Annotated in this window: 21 protein-coding genes; 14 read left to right on the top strand and 7 right to left on the bottom strand. The window is 58.7% G+C overall.

The window, feature by feature from the left end; all coding sequences use genetic code 11:
* Positions 1-2: 2 nt before the first annotated feature.
* Together E4P01_RS14050 and E4P01_RS14045 are read right to left on the bottom strand one after the other, a co-directional pair.
* Positions 3-434: a thioesterase family protein gene (locus E4P01_RS14050; protein ID WP_032878401.1), complete on the bottom strand. Its 432-nt coding sequence runs from the start codon at positions 432-434 to the stop codon at positions 3-5.
* 12 nt (positions 435-446) lie between these two features.
* On the bottom strand, positions 447-2,384 hold the full coding sequence (locus tag E4P01_RS14045) for a RecQ family ATP-dependent DNA helicase (RefSeq protein WP_216090598.1): 1,938 nt from the start codon (positions 2,382-2,384) through the stop codon (positions 447-449).
* 267 nt (positions 2,385-2,651) lie between these two features.
* Between E4P01_RS14045 and E4P01_RS14040 the strand changes: the two genes are divergently transcribed.
* The 7 genes from E4P01_RS14040 to E4P01_RS14010 all read left to right on the top strand — a co-directional run bounded on the left by E4P01_RS14040 (position 2,652) and on the right by E4P01_RS14010 (position 6,877).
* Positions 2,652-2,822, top strand: a complete 171-nt coding sequence (locus tag E4P01_RS14040) for a YhfG family protein (protein ID WP_003187692.1) — start codon at positions 2,652-2,654, stop codon at positions 2,820-2,822.
* A complete protein-coding gene (locus E4P01_RS14035) occupies positions 2,822-3,421 on the top strand; it encodes a Fic family protein (RefSeq protein ID WP_216090597.1) in 600 nt (199 codons plus the stop codon). The genes E4P01_RS14040 and E4P01_RS14035 overlap by 1 nt, the downstream gene beginning before the upstream one ends.
* A gap of 122 nt (positions 3,422-3,543) precedes the next feature.
* Positions 3,544-3,819 (top strand): hypothetical protein, encoded by a 276-nt coding sequence (locus tag E4P01_RS14030; protein WP_032878404.1) that lies wholly within the window; start codon positions 3,544-3,546, stop codon positions 3,817-3,819.
* A 276-nt stretch (positions 3,820-4,095) separates the two neighbouring features.
* Positions 4,096-4,578: a hypothetical protein gene (locus tag E4P01_RS14025; protein ID WP_078820039.1), complete on the top strand. Its 483-nt coding sequence runs from the start codon at positions 4,096-4,098 to the stop codon at positions 4,576-4,578.
* Between the two features lie 16 nt (positions 4,579-4,594).
* Positions 4,595-5,227 (top strand): DUF1493 family protein, encoded by a 633-nt coding sequence (locus tag E4P01_RS14020; protein ID WP_236648041.1) that lies wholly within the window; start codon positions 4,595-4,597, stop codon positions 5,225-5,227.
* Positions 5,228-5,496: 269 nt separating this feature from the next.
* Entirely contained in the window at positions 5,497-5,853 is a 357-nt protein-coding gene (locus E4P01_RS14015) for a DUF1493 family protein (protein ID WP_216090596.1), read from the top strand.
* Positions 5,854-6,013: 160 nt separating this feature from the next.
* Positions 6,014-6,877: a DMT family transporter gene (locus E4P01_RS14010; RefSeq protein ID WP_248130074.1), complete on the top strand. Its 864-nt coding sequence runs from the start codon at positions 6,014-6,016 to the stop codon at positions 6,875-6,877.
* 57 nt (positions 6,878-6,934) lie between these two features.
* Here E4P01_RS14010 and E4P01_RS14005 read toward each other — a convergent pair whose 3' ends face one another.
* Together E4P01_RS14005 and hslO are read right to left on the bottom strand one after the other, a co-directional pair.
* Positions 6,935-8,476 carry a phosphoenolpyruvate carboxykinase gene (locus tag E4P01_RS14005; protein WP_005783824.1) on the bottom strand — a complete coding sequence of 514 codons (1,542 nt, stop codon included), beginning with the start codon at positions 8,474-8,476 and terminating at the stop codon, positions 6,935-6,937.
* Between the two features lie 179 nt (positions 8,477-8,655).
* Positions 8,656-9,558 carry an Hsp33 family molecular chaperone HslO gene (hslO, locus tag E4P01_RS14000; protein ID WP_005783822.1) on the bottom strand — a complete coding sequence of 301 codons (903 nt, stop codon included), beginning with the start codon at positions 9,556-9,558 and terminating at the stop codon, positions 8,656-8,658.
* Positions 9,559-9,682: 124 nt separating this feature from the next.
* Here hslO and E4P01_RS13995 point away from each other — a divergent pair, with 124 nt between their 5' ends.
* Entirely contained in the window at positions 9,683-10,486 is an 804-nt protein-coding gene (locus E4P01_RS13995; protein WP_032878407.1) for a phosphatase PAP2 family protein, read from the top strand.
* Between the two features lie 135 nt (positions 10,487-10,621).
* Here E4P01_RS13995 and E4P01_RS13990 read toward each other — a convergent pair whose 3' ends face one another.
* Positions 10,622-11,029 carry a S4 domain-containing protein gene (locus E4P01_RS13990; protein WP_005783819.1) on the bottom strand — a complete coding sequence of 136 codons (408 nt, stop codon included), beginning with the start codon at positions 11,027-11,029 and terminating at the stop codon, positions 10,622-10,624.
* Positions 11,030-11,145: 116 nt separating this feature from the next.
* Between E4P01_RS13990 and E4P01_RS13985 the strand changes: the two genes are divergently transcribed.
* From E4P01_RS13985 to rimK, 3 genes are read left to right on the top strand one after another with little or no spacing between them, the layout of a single operon-like run.
* Positions 11,146-11,925 carry an EAL domain-containing protein gene (locus tag E4P01_RS13985; RefSeq protein WP_078820035.1) on the top strand — a complete coding sequence of 260 codons (780 nt, stop codon included), beginning with the start codon at positions 11,146-11,148 and terminating at the stop codon, positions 11,923-11,925.
* 30 nt (positions 11,926-11,955) lie between these two features.
* Positions 11,956-12,420 carry an ATP-dependent zinc protease gene (locus tag E4P01_RS13980; protein WP_216092215.1) on the top strand — a complete coding sequence of 155 codons (465 nt, stop codon included), beginning with the start codon at positions 11,956-11,958 and terminating at the stop codon, positions 12,418-12,420.
* A complete protein-coding gene (gene rimK, locus E4P01_RS13975; RefSeq protein WP_003187674.1) occupies positions 12,417-13,322 on the top strand; it encodes a 30S ribosomal protein S6--L-glutamate ligase in 906 nt (301 codons plus the stop codon). The genes E4P01_RS13980 and rimK overlap by 4 nt, the downstream gene beginning before the upstream one ends.
* Before the next feature lie 140 nt (positions 13,323-13,462).
* Here the strand turns inward: rimK and E4P01_RS13970 are convergent, their stop codons facing one another.
* Together E4P01_RS13970 and ompR are read right to left on the bottom strand one after the other, a co-directional pair.
* Positions 13,463-14,776: an ATP-binding protein gene (locus tag E4P01_RS13970; RefSeq protein WP_005783812.1), complete on the bottom strand. Its 1,314-nt coding sequence runs from the start codon at positions 14,774-14,776 to the stop codon at positions 13,463-13,465.
* Positions 14,777-14,892: 116 nt separating this feature from the next.
* A complete protein-coding gene (gene ompR / locus E4P01_RS13965) occupies positions 14,893-15,633 on the bottom strand; it encodes a two-component system response regulator OmpR (RefSeq protein WP_003187669.1) in 741 nt (246 codons plus the stop codon).
* Positions 15,634-15,990: 357 nt separating this feature from the next.
* Between ompR and E4P01_RS13960 the strand changes: the two genes are divergently transcribed.
* The 3 genes from E4P01_RS13960 to gshA all read left to right on the top strand — a co-directional run bounded on the left by E4P01_RS13960 (position 15,991) and on the right by gshA (position 20,496).
* Entirely contained in the window at positions 15,991-18,315 is a 2,325-nt protein-coding gene (locus E4P01_RS13960) for a Tex family protein (protein ID WP_032878409.1), read from the top strand.
* Positions 18,315-18,698: a PaaI family thioesterase gene (locus tag E4P01_RS13955; RefSeq protein WP_050549370.1), complete on the top strand. Its 384-nt coding sequence runs from the start codon at positions 18,315-18,317 to the stop codon at positions 18,696-18,698. Before E4P01_RS13960 ends, E4P01_RS13955 begins: the two co-directional genes overlap by 1 nt.
* Positions 18,699-18,912: 214 nt before the next feature.
* Positions 18,913-20,496, top strand: coding sequence for a glutamate--cysteine ligase (gshA, locus tag E4P01_RS13950; RefSeq protein WP_078820033.1), 1,584 nt, complete (start codon positions 18,913-18,915; stop codon positions 20,494-20,496).
* Positions 20,497-20,585 lie beyond the last annotated feature (89 nt).

Raw genomic sequence — 20,585 nt, 5'->3', positions numbered from 1 at the left:
GGTCAGACCACCAGTCGCTGCAACGCCTCGCGCAACATCCCCGGTATCGGCACAGGCTGGTTCGAGGCCCGATCCACAAACACATGCACAAAGCGCCCCGCCGCACAGGCTTCTTCTTCGCCTGCCTTGAACACCGCCAGCTCATACTGCACCGAACTGTTGCCCAACTTGCCCACTCGCAGGCCGATTTCAATGCGCTCGGGAAAGGCAATCGAGGCAAAATAGTCACAGGCCGAACTCACCACAAACCCCACCACCTCACCGTCGTGAATATCCAGCCCGCCCTGTTCAATCAGGTAGGTATTCACCGCCGTATCGAAAAAGCTGTAGTAGGTGACGTTGTTCACATGGCCGTAGGCATCGTTGTCGTGCCAACGCGTGGTGATCGGCTGGAAGTAGCGGTAATCGGCGCGCAGGGGCGTTGAGTCAGGCATCGGCAAGTCTCTTCAGAGTAGGTCTAATTGAGCGCGGGCCCATTCGCGCACTTCGGCGTAGGGGTAGTCCTCCAGCGCGGCGAAACCGGGAATGCCCCGCGCCTTCAACTTGGTAAACAACGGCACGCTGATACCGCCAAGAAACCGCGTCAGCCGCTCGGCACTGGGTAGCTCGCCAGTGTGCTCATGATGCCTGTGGATAAAATCGCCGCACAGCCCCATGAAGCTTTTATCCACAAGCGGCGGCAGGCTTGGCGGAGGCGGCAGATACGCGACATGGCCGTGGCACACCGAACAATGTCCACAACGCTGGGGAGCGTTTTCATCACCAAAGTACTGCGCCAGGCGCTGCCCCAGGCAGTGCTCGGTGGCGAACAGGTCGAGCATGGCGTGAATCCGCGCCACCTCCGTTACTTCATGCTGCTTGAAGCCTGTGTATAACTCGGCGCTCAACACCACTGTATCGAAATCGGTGTCGAGCAAACTGTAGACCTCGGTCATCTGTTTGCTTTCCAGCTCGATCAGGCCCTGCTCCTGGAAGTAATCCAGCGCCTTGACCACCCGGCTGCGCTCGGCATTGTGCTGTTGATACAGCGCGTCGAAATCCACCGTTGCCCAGGTTTTCGCACGCTTGCACACCTGGATGATCGCCGCGACGAACTGCTGCCGCTCGCCGGAAAAACGTGCGAGCAAAGCGTCGGGCTCGACCAGGTACTTGAAACGGTATTCGGCATAAAACGCGTAGCGCGGCGCGATCACACCCTTGAGTTCCAACTGCACCAGCAGCGTCTTGAGTGGCAGCTCGCGAATATTGCTGTGATCGGACAACGACCTGAGCAGGAACTCCCACTGCCCTTCACTGCGTGCGGCCTGCAACTCCTCGAGGACACGGCCAATGCCCTCTTGCTCCGGCGTGTCGCCGTAGACGAAATTTTCCAGCACATTGAGGCTGTCGCGATTGGCCAACACCAGGCAATCCGACGGCAGCCCGTCACGCCCTGCACGGCCGATTTCCTGGCTGTAGTTCTCGATGGACTTTGGCAGGTCGAAGTGCACCACATTGCGGATATCGCTTTTATCGATGCCCATGCCGAACGCGATCGTCGCGACAATGCAATTGGAGCGCCCACCCATGAACCGCTGCTGGATGCCCTCGCGTTTATCGTGGGGCAGCCCCGCGTGGTAAGCCTCGGCCTGAATGCCGTGGCGGTTCAGATGCTCGGCAATCTGCTCGGCGGTTTTTTGCAAAGTGACATAGACGATGCTCGGTTGGTTGGCCCGCTCCTGCATCCATTCAACCAACCTGCGGCGCTTGTGCTGACCGCTGACCGGTTCCACCAGCAGGTTGAGGTTGGGCCGATAGAAGCCGGTGGTCACCACATCCCCGGGGGCAATCGCGAACTTGGCCTGCATGTCGGCGATTACCTTGGGCGTCGCCGTGGCCGTCAGCAGCAACGCTTGTGGGATATTGAACTGGCGCTGGTAGTCCGGCAGCTTCAAGTAATCCGGGCGGAAGTTATGGCCCCATTCGGAGATACAGTGCGCTTCATCCACCACCAGCAGCGAAATCTGCACGCTGTGCAGGAAGTTACGAAAGCGCTCGTTCTTCAAACGCTCCACCGAAATCATAAGGATTTTCAACTCGCCCGAACGCGCACGGGCCATCACATCGTTGGCCTCATCACGGCTCTGGGCCGAATCGATACTGCCTGCCGAAATGCCATGGTGCTGCAGAAACCCCAATTGATCCTGCATCAACGCCAGTAAAGGCGACACCACCAGCGTCAGGTGCGGCAGCAACACCGCCGACAGCTGGTAGCACAAAGATTTACCCGACCCCGTAGGGAAAATTGCTGCTGCCGAACGCCCGGCCAGGACCGCGCTGACCGTCTCTTCCTGGCCCAGGCGAAACTGTGGATAACCAAAGACCTGCTGGAGGGTGTCGTGCATAAGGCTGTCACTGCATTGACCGCTGAACGTGGCTTAAAAACATAGCCCAGTAAGTTCGGCGAATCGAGAAAGGTCGCAAGGAAATAAGAGACAGGATGATACACAGGCAGGGGATGGCCCAGGGCCCACGGGGAATATTGCGAAAACTCACATTGAATTAAGATCTTCGGCGGGATTTTGATACAGGTTACGACTTGGTTTTTATACTGCCTTCCCCCTGAAGCATTGCGCTACAATCACAGCCTTGCTACCCAGGAGTACGCTGCAATGAGCGAACTGACGTTTGAGCAAAAGCAGGATCACTATCACAAGATCCGCCGTTCCAATTACCTGGCCAGCCTGCGCCTGGAAGGGTTCGATACCCAACCGACCGATGTCGACAAGCCCCTGCCGACCCGCGAAGCCGTCCTGGCCAAATACCGCAACACCTCACGCTGATGCTCGACAAATACGGGGTGGGCCAGGACCCGTACTGCTACCCCGGTAGCAGCGTCCTGCGCAACCGCCTCGATTTGGTCGATGAACACCGCCTGCACGAGGCAGAGCGGGAGTTATCCGAGATTGCAGTAGGCAACCTTCCGCTGTTTCCGCCGCCCTACGACCTTGATCGTCTGCAACACATCCACCGCGTCCTGTTCGGTGACATCTACGATTGGGCCGGTGAACTGCGCAGCGTCAACATCCAGAAAGGTAAGACGCTGTTCTGCACCCCGGAGCGCATCCCGCCGGAAGCGGCGAAGATCAGTCGGCATATGCAGGAAGCCAATTGGTATACCGGCGCGTCCCAGGCCGATCTCGTTCACCACATCGCTGAAGCTTATGGCGATCTGAATGTCATCCATCCCTTCCGTGAAGGTAATGGACGGGCTCAGCGGATCCTCTTTGAACAGATCATCGTGAATGCGGGATTTTCGGTGAATTGGTGGCTGGTGAAACACGCGGCATGGATACCCGCGAATATTGATGCGGTGGCGTGTGACTATCGAGGACTGGAGGCGATTTTTGAGCGGTGTATCAGTAAGCCTCCCAGAGCCTGATCGAACCGCGAACGACTAAACCATATGTTTATTGCTCGAGAACAACCTCACTTCTAAGGTTCAGCTCGTCGCTGCCAAATCAGCGACCGGGTTTGGTCACCCGAAAAACAGCAGAGACAAACGTGCCAGCTCCTCTGGCGTATTTCTTTGAATCTGTATTGGAACACTGTGATGACATCCAATCCGCCGCCCACCAGCGTATCCGCGCCGCCAGCGATTTAGTGGAAACCTTCTCTTGCCTGACCTTCGAACACGCCGACCTCAAAGACATTTCTCACATCATCAATGCGCTGTACCTGCTCGTTCAGGACGGCTGTGATTTGCTCGAAGCTACTCAACACGTGCAAATGCGACCAGCGGCCGACCAACCAACACAAAGCGATCCGCTACACAGCTAAACGTGTGGGAGCTGGCTTGCCTGCGATGGCGGCGTATCGGGCTATATTTTTTAAACCTGACGCACCGCCATCGCGGGCAAGCCCGGCTCCCACTTTTTGCCAGTTCAGCCTGCCAAATCGGTATCAAGCCGTAAACCCAGGAAACCACTGTAAGAAACCACCAAATGGCGCGACGTCCGCTTCCCAAACTGCTTCAAACAATCGCTCGCCCTCTACGGAAATACCTTTCGCCTGAGCGAAACTAGCGCCCTCTCCAAGCTCTGTCGGCATAAATTTGTGAACATCGAAAGGACTCAATATGTCGGTCACTATGGCATCACTTTCACGGTGATTCGCCTTACGATTTTACCAACCCACCGACACGTGCTGGCAAAGCTGTGTTTATTAGAAGCTGGCTCCAGCGCAAACGAGGTGCGTCATCGACTAGTCGATCTCTACGAAAAAATGCTTGCCCGTGATTTGCCTTGCAAGATGACTGTTGCTATCTCCAAACCGCTGACCCGGCAACGAGCTGACTTGCTCAACGTTCGCGGGGAAATCGTTGCAGGACTCATCGGCGGCGCAGTATCAGCTCCAATGAGCCTGGTATCGCCTCCAATTGGGCTCGCTGCCGGAGCAGCTGTTAGCCTGACGATTAAAGGCATTATTCGCAGCTATCACGCCGGTGACGTTGTTATCGGCGTCGACGCACAGGTCAACGGCGGAATTGGTCCTCAGCGATCATTGTCGGCAATGGTTCGGCAGTTCCAAGGTGGCTAGTGCGGTGAATGAACACATGCAGTGGATCAATCTGCTTCTCTTCCTAGTACTGGCCGCCGTTATTGATAAGACAATAAAGTTGCCCGTACTCAGAAAATGGCTTGGGCTCTGTCTATTGATAACAGGCCCAACAGTTCTGCTGTATGCCACTTCTTGGACCATAGGGGCACAGCTTGAAAGCCTGCCGATAGTCGCCTTCGTGACAGGCATCGGGTTGCTGAGCACCCCGAATATCTATCGCAGAGTAAAAACCACTCACCCTTTGTTGATTGCCCCAATCTTGAACCTTGCGCCTGACTTCCCTGACGACCCGATCATGCTTCACCTTCTGCAAGTCCTGCACGAAGGTATCGGCCTGCCCAAGCACAAGGCGATCACCCTCGACACATCGGTCAATCATGATCTTGGCTGTAGCAGTACCGAAGCCAAGCAATTAATGAGGGTACTGAAGCAAGAATTTGGCCTGAGATCAGGCGACTACAAAAACAGCCGCTACTTCAAACACCGCAGCCTTGACGCACATTTGCGATATGTAGAAAGAGGCAGTGAGGAAAAGCTCCCACTTACCATCGACATGCTCTATCAGGCTGTCAAAGCCAAGCACTGGGATACCCAGACACTCGAAGCGAAGAGGTGCCATGAGCCATGAACCTCTACCTGCAATTAGTGTGCTTTATCGGGCTATACCTTTTGCTGCACTACCAAATAACCGACTGCTCATTAAGAAAGCGTTTCGCCGTTACCTTCATCATAACGGGACTGGTTCTATTGTTCTGGCTGCCCTACGTCGCCATCATTCTGAACATTCAACTCCTTCCCCTGGCACTGTTCTTGATAGGCTTGGCTCTCTTTATCACTCGAAACAAATACCGCCTGAAGCGTAACAGGCCCCCTCACCCACTCCTACGTGCCCCCACCATGAACCTGGCCCCCCACTTCCCCGAAGACCCCGTCATGCAGCAGCTCCTGCAATTGCTGCATGAAGAAATCGGTCTGCCGCAACACAAGACCATTCGCCTGCAAACCTCGCTCAACTTCGACCTTGCTTGCGATGGCGTTGAGGCCAAGCAATTCATGGAGGCACTGGAACAGGATTTTGGGGTCGACCTAAGCGACTACGACGCTTATCGTTACTTTCAGCCGCCGGTGTTCGACGTGTTCTTGAAGCGTCGCGCCAAGGGCCGCGGGGACAAAATACCGCTGACCATCGGTATGCTCTACCTGGCGATCAAGACCCAAAGGTGGGACACGCAGACCTTGGAAAACCTGAGCTGATCCCAAGAGCACTGAGATCCAAATGTGGGAGGGGGCTTGCCCCCGATTGCGGTGGGTCAGCTATAGATAAGCTGACTGATTCACCGCCATCGGGAGCAAGCCCCCTCCCACATTGGTTCTGCGTTAATCTGGCGAGCGGTATGCATAACAAGGACCTTACATGGACGTACTAATGGGCCTGCTGGCCGCCCTGCTCTGGGGTGGCACGGACTTTCTCGTGGGCCTCAATGCCCGCGCCGTTGGCGTTAAACGCGCGGTGTATTTTGGCCAAGCCCTTGGCTTTCTGATCATGACTCTGCTGCTGGTCATATTCCCGACCTACCTTTTCAAATCCCTCGATGCGCCGTTGAGCGTCTGGCTCCTGGGCATCGCAGCGGCCCTGCTGACCGTCTCTGGCGCCCTCGCACTGTCCAAGGCATTCGCCCTGGGCAAAGCCGCCATCGTCGCGCCATTGGTCACTTCTTATGGTGTAGTAACCACCCTGTTGTCCTGGGCCAGCGGTGAACATATCAGCCTGGTCCAACTCGGCTGCATCGCGCTGTGCGTACTCGGAGTGATCCTCTCCAGCATCCACAAGGACAACGGCACGCCCCACAACAACCCGCGCCTGTCCATCGCCTACGCCATGCTCGCAGCAACGCTGTACGGCACCAGTTTCTGGCTGCAAGGTCGCTACACCCTGCCGGCACTGGGGCCGATCACCATGTTGTGGTTGGGGTACCTGGTGGGCCTGTGCGTGCTGGTGGTGATGGTGCTGAAGATCAAGGACGGCCTGAAGATCCCACCGCTGAAAAATTGCGCGACGTTGACCGGTGCGAGCCTGATGAACCTCGGCGGGTTCTCGGCGTTTTCGTGGGGTGCGATGGCAGGGTCGGTATCGGTGGTGACGGTGATCAGTACGCTATCGGGCGGTATTGCGGCGATCCTGGGGTTTGTGTTTTTCAAGGAGCGCTTGTCGGCGGTACAGGTGCTCGGGGTTGTGCTGGTGCTGGTCGGCGCGGTGCTGCTGCACATCGCCCACTAACCCTGTACGCACAAAAAAGCCGCCTACAGGAGGCGGCTTTTTCACAACAGCTAAGTCTTACAACTTAGGACCCGCAGCCTTGATCGCATCGCTCACTTCAAACTTCTTGAAGTTCTCGATGAACAGGCCAGCCAGCGCTTTCGCAGCTTCGTCGTAGGCGGCTTTGTCAGCCCAGGTGTTGCGTGGGTTCAACAGACCCGTCTCAACGCCCGGCACGGCCAACGGCACGTCGAGGTTGATGGTGTCCAGGTGCTCGGTTTGCGCACCGATCAACGCGCCGCTCTGGATCGCGGCGATCACGCCGCGAGTAGTCGGGATGTTGAAGCGCTTGCCAACGCCGTAGCCGCCGCCGGTCCAGCCGGTGTTGACCAGGTAGACCTTGGAGCCGAAACCACGGATACGCTTGATCAAAAGCTCAGCGTATTCGCCGGCCGGACGCGGGAAGAACGGCGCGCCGAAGCAGGTGGAGAAGGTCGACTTGATACCGCTGCCGGAACCCATTTCAGTCGAGCCCACCAACGCGGTGTAGCCGGACAGGAAGTGGTAGGCCGCTTGTTCTTCGCTGAGGATCGACACTGGCGGCAGTACGCCGGTCAGGTCGCAGGTCAGGAAGATCACTGCGTTTGGCTCGCCGCCCAGGTTCTTCTCGGAACGCTTGGCAACGTGCTCCAGCGGGTAGGCGGCACGGCTGTTCTGGGTCAGGCTGACATCAGCGTAGTCGGCGTGCTTGGCCTCGTCGATCACGACGTTTTCCAGCACGGCGCCGTGCTTGATGGCTTTCCAGATAACCGGCTCGTTCTTCTCCGACAGGTCGATGCACTTGGCATAGCAACCGCCTTCGATGTTGAACACTACGCCTTCGCCCCAGCCGTGTTCGTCGTCACCGATCAGGTAACGGCTTTCGTCGGCCGACAGGGTGGTCTTGCCGGTGCCGGACAGGCCGAAGAACAGGGTCACGTCGCCTGCTTCGCCAATGTTGGCGGCGCAGTGCATCGGCAGTACGTCGGCGGCCGGCAGCAGGAAGTTCTGCACCGAGAACATGGCTTTTTTCATTTCACCGGCGTAACGCATACCGGCGATCAGCACTTTTTTCTGCGCGAAGTTGAGGATCACGCAACCGTCGGAGTTGGTGCCGTCACGCTCTGGCACGCACTCGAAGTTAGCCACGTTGAGCACTTGCCACTCTTCACGACCGGCCGGGTTGTACTGGGCCGGGTTGATGAACAGGCAACGACCGAACAGGTTCTGCCAGGCAGTCTGGGTGGTCATTTTCACGGCCAGGTAGTGGTCTTCTGCGGCCCCTACGTGAACATGGGAAACGAAATGCTCTTGCGCGTTGTTGAACGCCTCGACGCGAGCCCACAGGGCATCGAACTTGTCGGCCGGGAACTTGCGGTTGATCGGGCCCCAGGCAATGGCGTCCTGGGTGGAAGGCTCTTCAACGATAAAACGGTCGACCGGCGAACGACCGGTGCGGTGACCGGTTTCGACAACCAGCGCACCAGTATCGGCAAGCACGCCTTCACCGCGCTGCAGGGCTTCTTTGACCAGATCGTCAACACTCAGATCGGTGTATACGGCGTTATTGGCTTGCGTCATGAGGTTCCCCGTCGGCCTATGGCCGAGTGCTCCAAACGTTTTGTAGTAGAAAGTTGCGCACTACTACCGCGAAAAAAGTGGGCCGGATTATGCCAGAAAAGCCCAAAAAGAGTAGGGCCCTCCCGTCAGAACACCTCTAATCCGGCGTTTGTCAGGTGATTTACCTGTGCTTAAACGTTTTAGTGGCGGGTGTCGGAAGGGGTGTCGATGCCCGCTCCGGCGAACAATTGGGCTACATCAGCGGCATCGAACAGGTAGCGCTGGTTGCAGAACTGGCAATCAATCTCGATATGGCCGCCGTGTTCCACCACCAAATTTTGCGCATCTTCCAGGCCCAGGCTGACCAAGGCGTTGCCTGAACGCTCGCGCGAACAGCTGCAATGAAAGTGCAAGGCTTGCGAGTCAAACAACCGCACAGCCTCTTCATGGTAAAGGCGGTGCAGGATGGTTTCGTTGTCCAGGCCCAGCAGTTCTTCGGCCTTCAACGTATCAGCCAAGGCGATGATATGCCGCCAGCTTTCGGCACGATCATCCTCATCCTTGATGCGGTCGGCCGGCAATTGTTGCACCAGCAAACCACGGGCACGTTTGCCGTCGGCGTTAAGCCAGAACTTGGTGCCCACCTGCTGGGACATTACGAAGTAGTTGGTGAAGCACTCCGACAGGGTTTGGCCATCGAGGTCGACAATGCCCTGGTAGCGTTGGCCTTCGGTCGGGTCGACGGTGAGTGCCAGGACGCCATTGGGCATCAGGTCGGCCAGGGTGGCGTCCGCGGCGATCTGGTCGGCTTCATAACGGGCCAGGCCACGGATTTCGCGCTCGCTGGAGCACTCGATCATCAACATGGGCACCGGCCCTTCGGAACGGGCCTGCAAGATCAGCAACCCGTCGAACTTCATGGTGCCAACCAGCAGCGCCGCGGCGGCCATCAGCTCGCCGAGCAATTGCGCGACCGGCTCCGGATAGGCGTGCTTGGCAAGGACTTCGGCATAGCTGAGCTCCAACGACACCATCTCGCCGCGGGCATCGCTCTCATCGAAGATGAAGCGTTGGGTGAAGTCGGTATCCGGTAGATCAGTCATAGGTCTGGGTATCTGAAGTGATGACAAAATGATTACAAGGTTTATAAAATTAAACGCTTTAGCACCATCTTGGTGCGACTTCTCCTGAATTCAAGGAGCTGAATAGAGCGATGAGGGACAGTTTATGAACAATCCGGGTTTGTTCCAAGCCAACTGGAACCTCCGGCGATGGGCTCTTTGCAATCTACTCGCTATCGGACTGCTGTGTTTTTGGCTGTGGCCCACGGGCCAGATGCTGTGTGTGATTTTCGACGAGTGGCTGTTTCATCTGCTCAATGGCCCGCTGGCCACCAATTCGACCTGGCTGCATGTGTGGGCCGTGGCCAGTCTGCGGCCGTTTGATGCAGTGGTCGGCGTTATTTTGCTGACGCTGCTGATCCGCGGCGACTGGGTGTTCAAGGCCGTGCAGGTGCGCCAGGCGTTTTTTGGTTTTCTCGGCATTCTGCTGCTGTTGCTGTTTATTCGCATGTTGTTCTCCAAACTCGCGGCGCATATGGGCTGGCAGCACAGCAGCCCATCCATGGTGATCAGCGGCGCGATTCAGATGAGTGATTTTTTCCCGGGACTGGAGAAAACCTGGGAGTTGAAGGACCGTTCCAGCCAGAGCTTCCCGGGCGACCATGCCTCGGTGCTGTTGATCTGGGGGATGTTCATGACCGTATTTGCCAAGCGTATCGGCCAGGTGCTGGTGATCTGGGGCCTGGCGCTGCTGTTCATGATGCCGCGCCTGGTTGCGGGCGCGCACTGGGGTCAGGACGATTACATAGGTGGCGTACTGCTGGCGCTGTTGGCGCTGGGGTGGGGGTATTACACGCCGTTTGCGGCGAAGGTGTCGGGGTTCCTGTTGCGGGTAACCGCGCCGGTGTTCGGGTTGCTTGGAAAACTGCCGGTGATCGGGCGATTGAGCGTCATACGCACCGCTCCTTAAATGCGCGGGTTAAATGTGGGAGGGGGCTTGCTCCCGATTTGCAGTGGCTCAGTCACAAGTGTAATGGCTGACACTCTGCTATCGGCAGCAAGCCACCTCCCACATTTTGATCTGCTGCCGGCAGGAGATTCGTAATCAATCGTCGTTGCCGCTGCCGCGGAACTTGAATAGATCGCGGCGCTGCTTCTTGCTTGGCTTGCCATCGGTGGTCATTCCAGTCGCTCCAGCCTTGCGCATGGCCGCTGCATTTTCGCGCTTGGCGATACTCGCTTCGGTCTCGGTGTACAGCGCCTGCGCTTCGGGTGCCCCACGGCGCACGACAGACAGCGCCTGCACCACGACGGTCTTTTCATCAAACCCTGTACGAATCTGAAACTCATCGCCGATACGTGGCTCCTTGCCCGGCTTGCAGCGCTCGCCGCGATGATGAACCTTCCCGCTTTCGATTGCGGCCTTGGCCAGGGCACGGGTTTTGTAGAACCGCGCGGCCCACAACCACTTGTCCAGTCGGACCTTTTCTTCCTCTTCCTGTTTTTGACCCACTTGAATTCCTCACTCTGAAAAATGTCGCAACCTTACCGTTGAAACCCTTCGACGCATAAACCCCAAGGCTCACCTAAGATACGCCAGGTAGCACCCTGTTTTCGCGAGGATACGCTGTGACCGACTTCCCCCTTTCACTCACCTCGCCCAACCAGCGGTGCGTGGGTTGCCAGCAAAGCGAGCCTCTGGGGTTCGACTTTGCGTTCGCCTACCAGCCTATCGTAGACCTGCGTGACCACTCGATATTCGCCAACGAAGCCTTGGTGCGCGGTACCCAGGGAGAAGGCGCGCTCTCGGTGCTGGCCCAGGTCAACGAAACCAATCGCTACCGCTTCGATCAGCGCTGCCGAACCAAGGCCATTGCCGGTGCCGCAGCGCTGGGCATGCAGACTCACCTTTCCATCAATTTCATGCCCAATGCCGTATACCGTCCGGAACTGTGTATTCGCAGTACCCTGGAGGCCGCCCGGGCGCACAATTTCCCGCTGGACCGGCTGATTTTCGAGACACTGGAAAGCGAGCATGTAGATAACTATCGCCATTTGACGAATATTCTGCGTGAATATCGCGAATTCGGCTTCAAGACCGCCATCGACGACTTCGGTGCGGGCTATTCGGGGCTGAACCTGCTGGCCGATTTCCAACCCGACCTGATCAAACTCGACATGGCGTTGATTCGCGATGTCGATCAAGACCGTGTCCGTCAGGTGATCGTCCGGGGGATTGTCACAATCTGTGAGCAGTTGGGAGTTACTGTCATCGCCGAAGGCATCGAAAGTGCTGGCGAGCGGGATTTCCTCTCCGACTGTGGAATATTTCTGATGCAGGGTTTTTGGTTCGCCAAACCTGCATTCAATGCCCTGGCCAAGGTTTCTCCTCAAGCCTGGGCAAATTGACCGGTACCCATATTGAAGACATTTGACCATTTGACCGTTGTGGGTCTGCGTGAATGGGTGGCACTTCCCGACCTGGGAGTGGCGGGCCTGCGCGCGAAGATCGACACCGGTGCCAGCACCTCAAGCCTGCATGCCACCGATATCGAGCCGTTTGAGCGCGACGGTGAAAAGTGGGTGCGCTTTACCGCGCACCTGGGCAGCGTGGTGCAACTGCGTCACCGTCGCTGCGAAGCGCCCCTGGTGACGATGAAAACCATCAAGAGCTCCAACGGCCATGCGCAGGTGCGCTACGTGATCAGCACCACCCTGGCGCTGGGTGACCGGGTATGGCGGGTGGAATTCACCCTCGCCTGTCGCAAAGCCATGCGTTATCGCCTGTTACTGGGCTCCAAGGCGTTGATTGACGGCCAGTTGCTCGTCAATCCAGGCGTCAAGTACGTTCAAGACAAGCCGGTGTTCCCGGTCTCCACTATTTCTGCCCCAGGTGCTGCATGAAGATTGCTGTGCTGTCGCGAAACCCGCGTCTGTATTCCACCCGCCGCCTGGTCGAGGCCGGCACTGAACGTGGCCATGAAATGGTGGTGATCGACACGTTGCGTGCCTACATGAACATTGCCAGCCACAAGCCGCAGATCCACTACCGGGGCAAACCCCTGGAAGGCTTTGATGCGGTGATCCCGCGTATCGGCGCTTCGGTGACGTTTTATGGCTGCGCGGTGTTGCGTCAGTTTGAAATGATGGGGGTGTTTCCTCTCAACGAATCCGTGGCCATTGCCCGCTCGCGGGACAAACTGCGTTCGCTGCAGTTGCTGTCACGCCGGGGTATCGGCTTGCCGGTCACCGGCTTTGCCCACTCCCCGGATGACATCCCTGACCTGATCGAGATGGTCAATGGTGCACCGCTGGTGATCAAGGTACTGGAAGGCACCCAAGGCATCGGTGTGGTGCTGTGTGAAACGGCGACGGCAGCTGAATCGGTGATCGAGGCGTTCATGGGCCTCAAGCAGAACATCATGGTGCAGGAGTACATCAAGGAAGCCGGCGGCGCGGATATTCGCTGCTTCGTGGTGGGCGACAAAGTGATCGCGGCGATGAAGCGCCAGGCCAAGCCCGGTGAGTTCCGCTCCAATCTGCACCGTGGCGGCAGCGCCAGCCTGATCAAGATCACACCGGAAGAACGCATGACCGCACTGCGGGCAGCCAAGGTGATGGGCTTGAGCGTGGCAGGCGTGGATATCCTGCGCTCCAATCATGGGCCGCTGGTGATGGAAGTGAACTCATCGCCGGGCCTGGAAGGGATCGAGACCACCACCGGCAAGGACGTGGCGGGGATCATCATTCAGCACTTGGAGAAGAATGGTGGGCCGAATATGACTCGGACCAAGGGCAAAGGCTAAAAGCCTATTTTAATCCCGACATGAAACCAATGTGGGAGGGGGCTTGCTCCCGATAGCGGTGTCACAGTCACTGAACTTCTTGACTGAAAGACCGCCATCGGGAGCAAGCCCCCTCCCACATTTTTGATATTTGTTGTTTGTCAGACCGCATCTCTAGGCAGCATCAGCCCAAGCGGCAAGCGCACCCGCGCCTCCAACCCGCCTTCTTCCCGGTTACGCAACTCGACATTGCCGCCATGCATCGAGGCGATTCGTCGCACGATCGCCAACCCCAACCCGGTGCCCTTGCCACCTCGGGCTCGGTCGCCACGGGTGAACGGGTTGAAGATACCCTCAAGCTCGGCAGGGTCGATCCCCGTGCCACGGTCCATCACGCTCAGCACCACGTAAGGCGCGGCACTGTCACCGGAGACATACGCCGCCACCTCCACATCGGAACCGGCATGATGCAAGGCATTGCCGATCAGGTTGTTCAGCAGGCGCTTCATCGAGACCCGGCGCAATGCAAACGGCTGGATCGGCTCCAGGCGCATGCGCACCTGCTCACCGTTCTGGTTATAGGGCGCAACCACCTCACGCACGAGGTCCGTGAGGTCCACCTCCTCAACCACTTCATCACGCCCGTCGCGGATGAAGGCCAGGAACTGGTCCAGGATAGCGTCCATGTCCTCGATATCGCGCACCATGTCATCGGTGAGGTCGGTATGGTCCCCCATCAGCTCCAGGGACAGGCGCAATCGCGTCAACGGTGTGCGCAAGTCATGGGACACACCTGCCAGCATCAGCTCGCGCTCGCGCCCGGCCTGCTCGACGTCTTCCGCCATCTGGTTGAACGCGCCGTACACCTCGGTCATCTCACTGGGCGTGTCGCTGACCGGCAGGCGCACACTGCGCCCCTGGCCCAATTGGCGAGCGGCAAATACCAGGCGCTTGAGTGGTTGGTTGAGCTGACGGACGAAGATCCACGCGGAGGCCGTTGAAAGCAAGCCGATGGCCAGGAACCAGCCCAGCACGTTCCAGATTTTCTGCCCGCGCAGCGGGTGCGGATAAAGCGGCACCTTGATCCAGGCATCGCCCAGGCTAGGTGCCCGCACCCATAACGCCGGTGAAACATGCATGCGCAGCCTCACCTCGGTGTCGGCGCCCAGTTCGGCCTGCATCTGGCGCTGATAGATCTCGCTGTAAGGCCAATGCTGCTCGCCTTCAGGCACGCCGGCCCCATCAACCCGAGTCAAGGTCGACGCCTTGGCCACCTTTTCTCGGTTCTCAGGGTCTACGGCCCAATAGCCCCGCAACGTCAGGGCCACACCGTGGCTGTACTGCCGATCCACCAGCACGTCTTCGTTCATCAACAGATAAACCAGCGTGAGCGCCTTGGAAAACAGAACGACAATAAGCACCAGCCAAAGGGTGCGAGAGAAGAAACTTTGTGGGAACCACAGCGGGGTTTTCATAGATGAAAGCTGCACACCTTGCAGGAACGAGCGGTGCTCGCAGAATTGCAGACGCCGGGCATCCCGTCGACTCTTATGGAGTCAAACGCCGGATACCCGCCCCTGCAAATCATCGGTCACTTGGTTGCGGTGCCATCCGGCACAAACACATAACCCACGCCCCACACCGTCTGGATATACCGCGGCTTGGAGGGGTCCGGCTCAATCATCCGGCGCAGTCGGGAAATCTGCACGTCGATGGAGCGCTCCAGGGCGTCCCATTCACGGCCACGGGCCAGGTTCATCAGCTTGTCACGGGTCAGCGGCTGACGGGCGTTCATCACCAGAGCCTTGAGCACCGCAAATTCGCCGGTGGTAAGCATGTGCACTTCTTCGCCACGCTTGAGCTCACGGGTGGCCAACGACAGTTCGTAGTCGCCAAAGGTGACGCTTTCGTCTTCGCTGCCCGGTGCGCCCGGCACGGCCGGTGCCTGGCGACGCAATACGGCCTTGACCCGCGCCATCAGCTCATCAGGGTTGAACGGCTTGGCCAGGTAGTCATCAGCGCCCAGTTCAAGGCCCTTGATGCGGCTCAACTCATCGCCCTTGGCGGTGAGCATGATGATTGGAATCTGGTTGTTGGCACCACGCAGGCGCTTGCAGGCGGTAAGGCCGTCTTCGCCGGGCAGCATCAGATCGAGCACGACCAGGTTGAACACTTCACGCCCCAACAGGCGGTCCATTTGCTCGGTGTTCGGCACCGCGCGGGCACGGTAGCCCTTGGAGTTGAAAAAACGCTCCAGCAGGCTGCTCAGCCCCGGATCGTCATCAACGATGAGAATTTTTTCGCCTTCAGCAGTTTGTGCGGTGCTGCTCATTGGATGCTCCTCTTATCTCGGCGCGCATTATGGCGTAGCTGCCGTTATACGCACCGTGTGCATTGTTAGCAGATTTTTCATCTACTGCCAGCGAACCCACGCCCTACAACCTCCGGCGCAGTACCCCCCAATAGCAGAACGCTGGTTATAATGCGGCGCCTCCGTGCAGGGCAACGTCAGATCGTTACCGTTTGCTGCCGGGCTTTTTTTACCCGCTTGTCGTGAATTTTTCGATTTCGAGGGTCAATAGGCAGCCTCTTGACCCAGGCAGCGGCGCCAGTCGGGCCGCTCAACCAGCCTCGCCGGGCCTTGTTTTTACGGGCCGGCGCGCTGATTTTAAGAATTTCAGGTGGTTTTATGGACAGCATCAACAGCCGCATCGCCGAGGAACTCGGTGTACGCCCACAACAGGTCGAAGCGGCCGTCGCTCTACTGGATGAAGGCTCCACGGTGCCTTTCATCGCCCGTTACCGAAAAGAAGTGACCGGCAGCCTCGACGACACTCAACTGCGTCACCTGGAAGAGCGCCTGCGCTACCTGCGAGAACTCGACGAACGGCGTATCAGCATCCTCGCCAGCATTGAGGAACAGGGCAAGTTGACCCCTCAACTGGAGCGCGACATCAAACTCGCGGACACCAAGACCCGCCTCGAAGACCTTTACCTGCCATACAAACAGAAACGTCGTACAAAGGGCCAGATCGCTCTGGAAGCCGGCCTGGGCGATTTGGCCGATGGCCTGTTCAACGACCCATCGTTGACGCCGGAAACCGAAGCCGCTCGCTTCATCGACGCGGAAAAAGGCGTCGCCGACGTCAAGGCTGCCCTCGAAGGCGCCAAGTACATCCTGATGGAGCGCTTCGCCGAAAACGCCAGCCTCCTGGAAAAACTGCGTACCTACTTGAAGCAGGAAGCCATCCTCAGCGCCCGCGTCATCGCCGGCAAAGAGGAGGAAGGCGCCAAATTCCGCGACTACTTCGAACACGACGAGCCGCTCAAAAGCATGCCGTCCCACCGCGCCCTGGCGATTTTCCGCGGCCGCAACGAAGGCATTCTCAGCTCCGCGCTGAAAGTCGGTGACGAACTGCCAGGCACCATGCACCCGTGCGAAGGCATGATCGGTCAACAATTCGGCATCCAGAACCAGAATCGCCCTGCGGACAAGTGGCTCGGTGAAGTCGTGCGCTGGACCTGGAAGGTCAAGCTCTACACCCATCTGGAAACCGACCTGCTAGGCGAGTTGCGCGACGGCGCCGAAACCGAGGCGATCAACGTGTTCGCCCACAACCTGCACGACCTGCTGCTGGCCGCACCGGCCGGCCCGCGTGCCACCCTGGGCCTCGACCCGGGCCTGCGCACCGGTTGCAAGGTCGCTGTGGTCGATGCCACCGGCAAGCTGCTGGACCACGCCACCGTGTACCCGCACGTTCCGCACAACAAGTGGGACCAGACCCTGGCGATCCTTGCCGCCCTGTGCGCCAAGCACGCGGTAGATCTGATCGCCATCGGCAACGGCACTGCCAGCCGCGAAACCGATAAGCTGGCCGCCGAGCTGATCAAAAAATACCCGGCCATGAAGATGACCAAGGTCATGGTCTCCGAGGCGGGTGCTTCGGTGTACTCGGCTTCGGAGCTGGCGTCCAAGGAGTTCCCGGACCTCGACGTGTCGATCCGTGGCGCCGTCTCCATCGCCCGTCGCCTGCAAGACCCGCTGGCCGAGTTGGTGAAGATCGACCCCAAATCCATCGGCGTCGGCCAGTACCAGCACGACGTGTCGCAGCTTAAACTGGCACGCGGCCTGGATGCGGTGGTGGAAGACTGCGTAAACGCCGTGGGCGTAGACGTGAACACCGCTTCAGTAGCGCTGCTGGCGCGAATCTCGGGCCTCAACGCGACCCTGGCGCAGAACATCGTCAGCCATCGCGACGAAAATGGTGCGTTCAAAACCCGTGCTGCGCTGAAAAAAGTCGCACGCCTGGGTGAAAAAACCTTTGAACAAGCGGCCGGCTTCCTACGCGTGATGAATGGCGATAACCCGCTCGACGCCTCGGCGGTTCACCCGGAAGCCTACCCGCTGGTGCAACGCATTGCCGCCGAGACCGACCGTGATATCCGCTCGCTGATCGGCGACGCCGCCTTCCTCAAGCGTCTGGATCCAAAGAAGTACACCGACGAAACCTTCGGTGTGCCGACCATCACCGACATCCTGCAAGAGCTGGAAAAACCTGGCCGCGACCCACGTCCCGAGTTCAAGACCGCCGAGTTCCAGGACGGCGTCGAAGACCTCAAGGACCTGCAACCGGGCATGATCCTCGAAGGCGTGGTGACCAACGTGACCAACTTTGGCGCCTTCGTGGATATTGGCGTGCATCAGGACGGTTTGGTGCATATCTCCGCGCTTTCGGAGAAGTTCATCAAGGACCCGCGTGAAGCGGTCAAAGCCGGTGACGTGGTCAAGGTCAAGGTCATGGAAGTCGATATCCCGCGCAAACGCGTGGGCCTGTCGATGCGCATGAGCGATACCCCGGGCGAGAAGATCGACGGTGCTCGTGGCGCTCGCCCAGGTTCGGCACCGCGCCAGTCGCAGAACAACGCGCCGCGCAAGGACGCTACGACTGCCGCGCCGAGCAACAACGCCATGGCATCGCTGTTCGCCAATGCCAAACAGTTGAAGAAGCGTTGATGGAAATCCCGGCGGGTTTGACCCAGAGCGCGTTCAGCGAGCTGATCGGCTGCCGCCTGCAACGCCTGGATGAAGGCGTTGCCGAGGTGGCCCTGACCCTGGAGCCGCACCTGCGCAACCGTGCAGGCAAGCTCCATGGCGGGGCGATTTTCAGCCTGGTGGACATCACGATGGGCCTGGCCTGTTCCAGCGCCCATGGTTTCGACCAGCAGAGCGCCACCATCGAATGCAAGATCAATTATATTCGCGCCGTCGAAGACGGTGACGTGCTGTGCACCAGCCGGGTAATTCACGCCGGCCGGCGCACGTTGGTGGTCGAAGCCGACGTGTACCAGGGCGAAAGACTTGTCGCAAAAGCGCAGGGCACGTTCGCTGTCCTATAGCTCCCTACCCTCGATTTGAGTTAATTTCGGCGCTGCGATAACAGCGTCGGAATTTTCTCGCTGCGCTGTAGCCCAATTCATGGAGTGAAGTCGGCATTTTCAGAGCGGGTCAAATCGACTCAGAACCAGGCGATCACGCCAGTTTCCACTTCACCCTTGTAGACCGTCCTGCCCACCCCCATATTGGGGCGACTGACGCGTGAAGGAATCCAACTTGAGCGAACTTCTCAACCGCCGCCTGGCCCTGCTCGGCAAGCGCGAACACCTCTCCCTGCTAGAGCAGTGCTTGCACGGCATCGAGCGCGAATGCCTGCGCGTCACCAGCGAGGGTCGCCTGGCGCAAACGCCGCACCCTGAAGCCCTGGGCGCTGCGTTGACCAACGAACAGATCACCACTGACTATTCGGAATCGCTGCTGGAGTTCATCACCCCAGCCCTGCCCAACCCGGCCGAGACCCTGGGCAGCCTGGACAAGATCCATCGCTTTGCCTACTCCAAGCTGGGCAGCGAATACCTGTGGAGCCCCTCGATGCCGTGCCCGTTACCGGCCGAGGAAGATATTCCGATCGCCTACTACGGCACCTCCAATATCGGCCAGCTCAAGTACGTGTACCGCAAGGGCCTGGCCCTGCGCTACGGCAAGACCATGCAGTGCATTGCCGGCATCCATTACAACTTCTCGCTGCCGGAAGAGCTGTGGCCGTTGCTCAAGGAAGCCGAAGGCTTTGTCGGTACGGACCGTGACTATCAGTCCACGGCCTATATCGCGCTGATCCGTAATTTCCGTCGCTACAGCTGGCTGTTGATGTACCTCTTTGGTGCCTCGCCAGCCCTGGACGCCGGTTTCCTGCGCGGCCGCTCGCACCAGCTTGAAGTCCTGGATGCCGACACCCTGTACCTGCCCTACGCCACGAGCCTGCGCATGAGCGACCTGGGTTACCAGAGCAACGCCCAGGCTGGCCTGACGCCTTGCTACAACGACCTGGCCAGCTACACCGACAGCCTGCGCGAAGCAGTGGCAACGCCCTACGCGCCGTATGTTGAAGTCGGCACACACAAGGATGGTGAGTGGGTGCAGCTCAACACCAACATCCTGCAGATCGAAAACGAGTACTACTCCAATATCCGCCCCAAGCGTGTGACCTACACCGGCGAGCGGCCGATCCAGGCGCTGATGGCCCGCGGTATCCAGTACATCGAAGTACGCTGCCTGGATATCAACCCGTTCCTGCCGATGGGGATCGACTTGCCGGAGTCGCGATTCCTCGACGCATTCCTGCTGTATTGCGCGCTGAACGACAGCCCGCTGTTCGCCAACAACGAGTGCGGCAACGCCACCTCCAACTTCCTCAGCGTGGTCAAGGAAGGTCGGCGTCCGGGCCTGCAATTGCAACGTGACGGCCAGCCGGTGGACATGAAGGAATGGGCTGCGCAGTTGCTGGAGAAGATTGCACCGTTGGCCGCCTTGCTCGACGAGAGCCAGGGCATGACCGAACACAGTGAAGCGCTGGATGCCCAACTGGCCAAGGTCAAGGACCCGTCCCTGACGCCGTCGGCCCAGGTGTTGGCGGCCATGGCTGAACGCAAGGAAAGCTTTGCGCAGTTCTCTCTGCATCAAAGCGAAGTACATGCCGAATACTTCCGCAAGGAGCCTTTGGCGCCTGAGGAACAAGCGCACTTTGAAGAATTGGCCCGTGCGTCGCTGGCGCAACAGGCGGAGCTTGAGCAGAACGAAGTGGGCGATTTCGATGTGTTTGTCGGGTCGTACCAGGCCAGCATCCTCGCCATCAGCAACTAACCGGAGCTCTACTCAGTTCCAATGTGGGAGGGGGCTTGCTCCCGATAGCAGTGGGTCCGTCAACAGATGCAGTGACTGACACTCAGCAA

The organism is Pseudomonas sp. NCIMB 10586 (assembly GCF_023127895.1).
Classification (GTDB): domain Bacteria; phylum Pseudomonadota; class Gammaproteobacteria; order Pseudomonadales; family Pseudomonadaceae; genus Aquipseudomonas; species Aquipseudomonas synxantha_A.
This window is presented reverse-complemented; position numbering and strand designations above follow the sequence as displayed.

Excerpts from the sequence above, each read along its gene's own strand:
- E4P01_RS14050 (WP_032878401.1), bottom strand. The coding sequence starts at position 434 with ATGCCTGACTCAACGCCCCTGCGCGCCGATTACCGCTACTTCCAGCCG.
- E4P01_RS14045 (WP_216090598.1), bottom strand. The coding sequence starts at position 2,384 with ATGCACGACACCCTCCAGCAGGTCTTTGGTTATCCACAGTTTCGCCTG.
- E4P01_RS14040 (WP_003187692.1), top strand. The coding sequence starts at position 2,652 with ATGAGCGAACTGACGTTTGAGCAAAAGCAGGATCACTATCACAAGATC.
- E4P01_RS14035 (WP_216090597.1), top strand. The coding sequence starts at position 2,822 with ATGCTCGACAAATACGGGGTGGGCCAGGACCCGTACTGCTACCCCGGT.
- E4P01_RS14020 (WP_236648041.1), top strand. The coding sequence starts at position 4,595 with ATGCAGTGGATCAATCTGCTTCTCTTCCTAGTACTGGCCGCCGTTATT.
- E4P01_RS14015 (WP_216090596.1), top strand. The coding sequence starts at position 5,497 with ATGAACCTGGCCCCCCACTTCCCCGAAGACCCCGTCATGCAGCAGCTC.
- E4P01_RS14010 (WP_248130074.1), top strand. The coding sequence starts at position 6,014 with ATGGACGTACTAATGGGCCTGCTGGCCGCCCTGCTCTGGGGTGGCACG.
- E4P01_RS14005 (WP_005783824.1), bottom strand. The coding sequence starts at position 8,476 with ATGACGCAAGCCAATAACGCCGTATACACCGATCTGAGTGTTGACGAT.
- hslO (WP_005783822.1), bottom strand. The coding sequence starts at position 9,558 with ATGACTGATCTACCGGATACCGACTTCACCCAACGCTTCATCTTCGAT.
- E4P01_RS13995 (WP_032878407.1), top strand. The coding sequence starts at position 9,683 with ATGAACAATCCGGGTTTGTTCCAAGCCAACTGGAACCTCCGGCGATGG.
- rimK (WP_003187674.1), top strand. The coding sequence starts at position 12,417 with ATGAAGATTGCTGTGCTGTCGCGAAACCCGCGTCTGTATTCCACCCGC.
- E4P01_RS13970 (WP_005783812.1), bottom strand. The coding sequence starts at position 14,776 with ATGAAAACCCCGCTGTGGTTCCCACAAAGTTTCTTCTCTCGCACCCTT.
- ompR (WP_003187669.1), bottom strand. The coding sequence starts at position 15,633 with ATGAGCAGCACCGCACAAACTGCTGAAGGCGAAAAAATTCTCATCGTT.
- E4P01_RS13960 (WP_032878409.1), top strand. The coding sequence starts at position 15,991 with ATGGACAGCATCAACAGCCGCATCGCCGAGGAACTCGGTGTACGCCCA.
- E4P01_RS13955 (WP_050549370.1), top strand. The coding sequence starts at position 18,315 with ATGGAAATCCCGGCGGGTTTGACCCAGAGCGCGTTCAGCGAGCTGATC.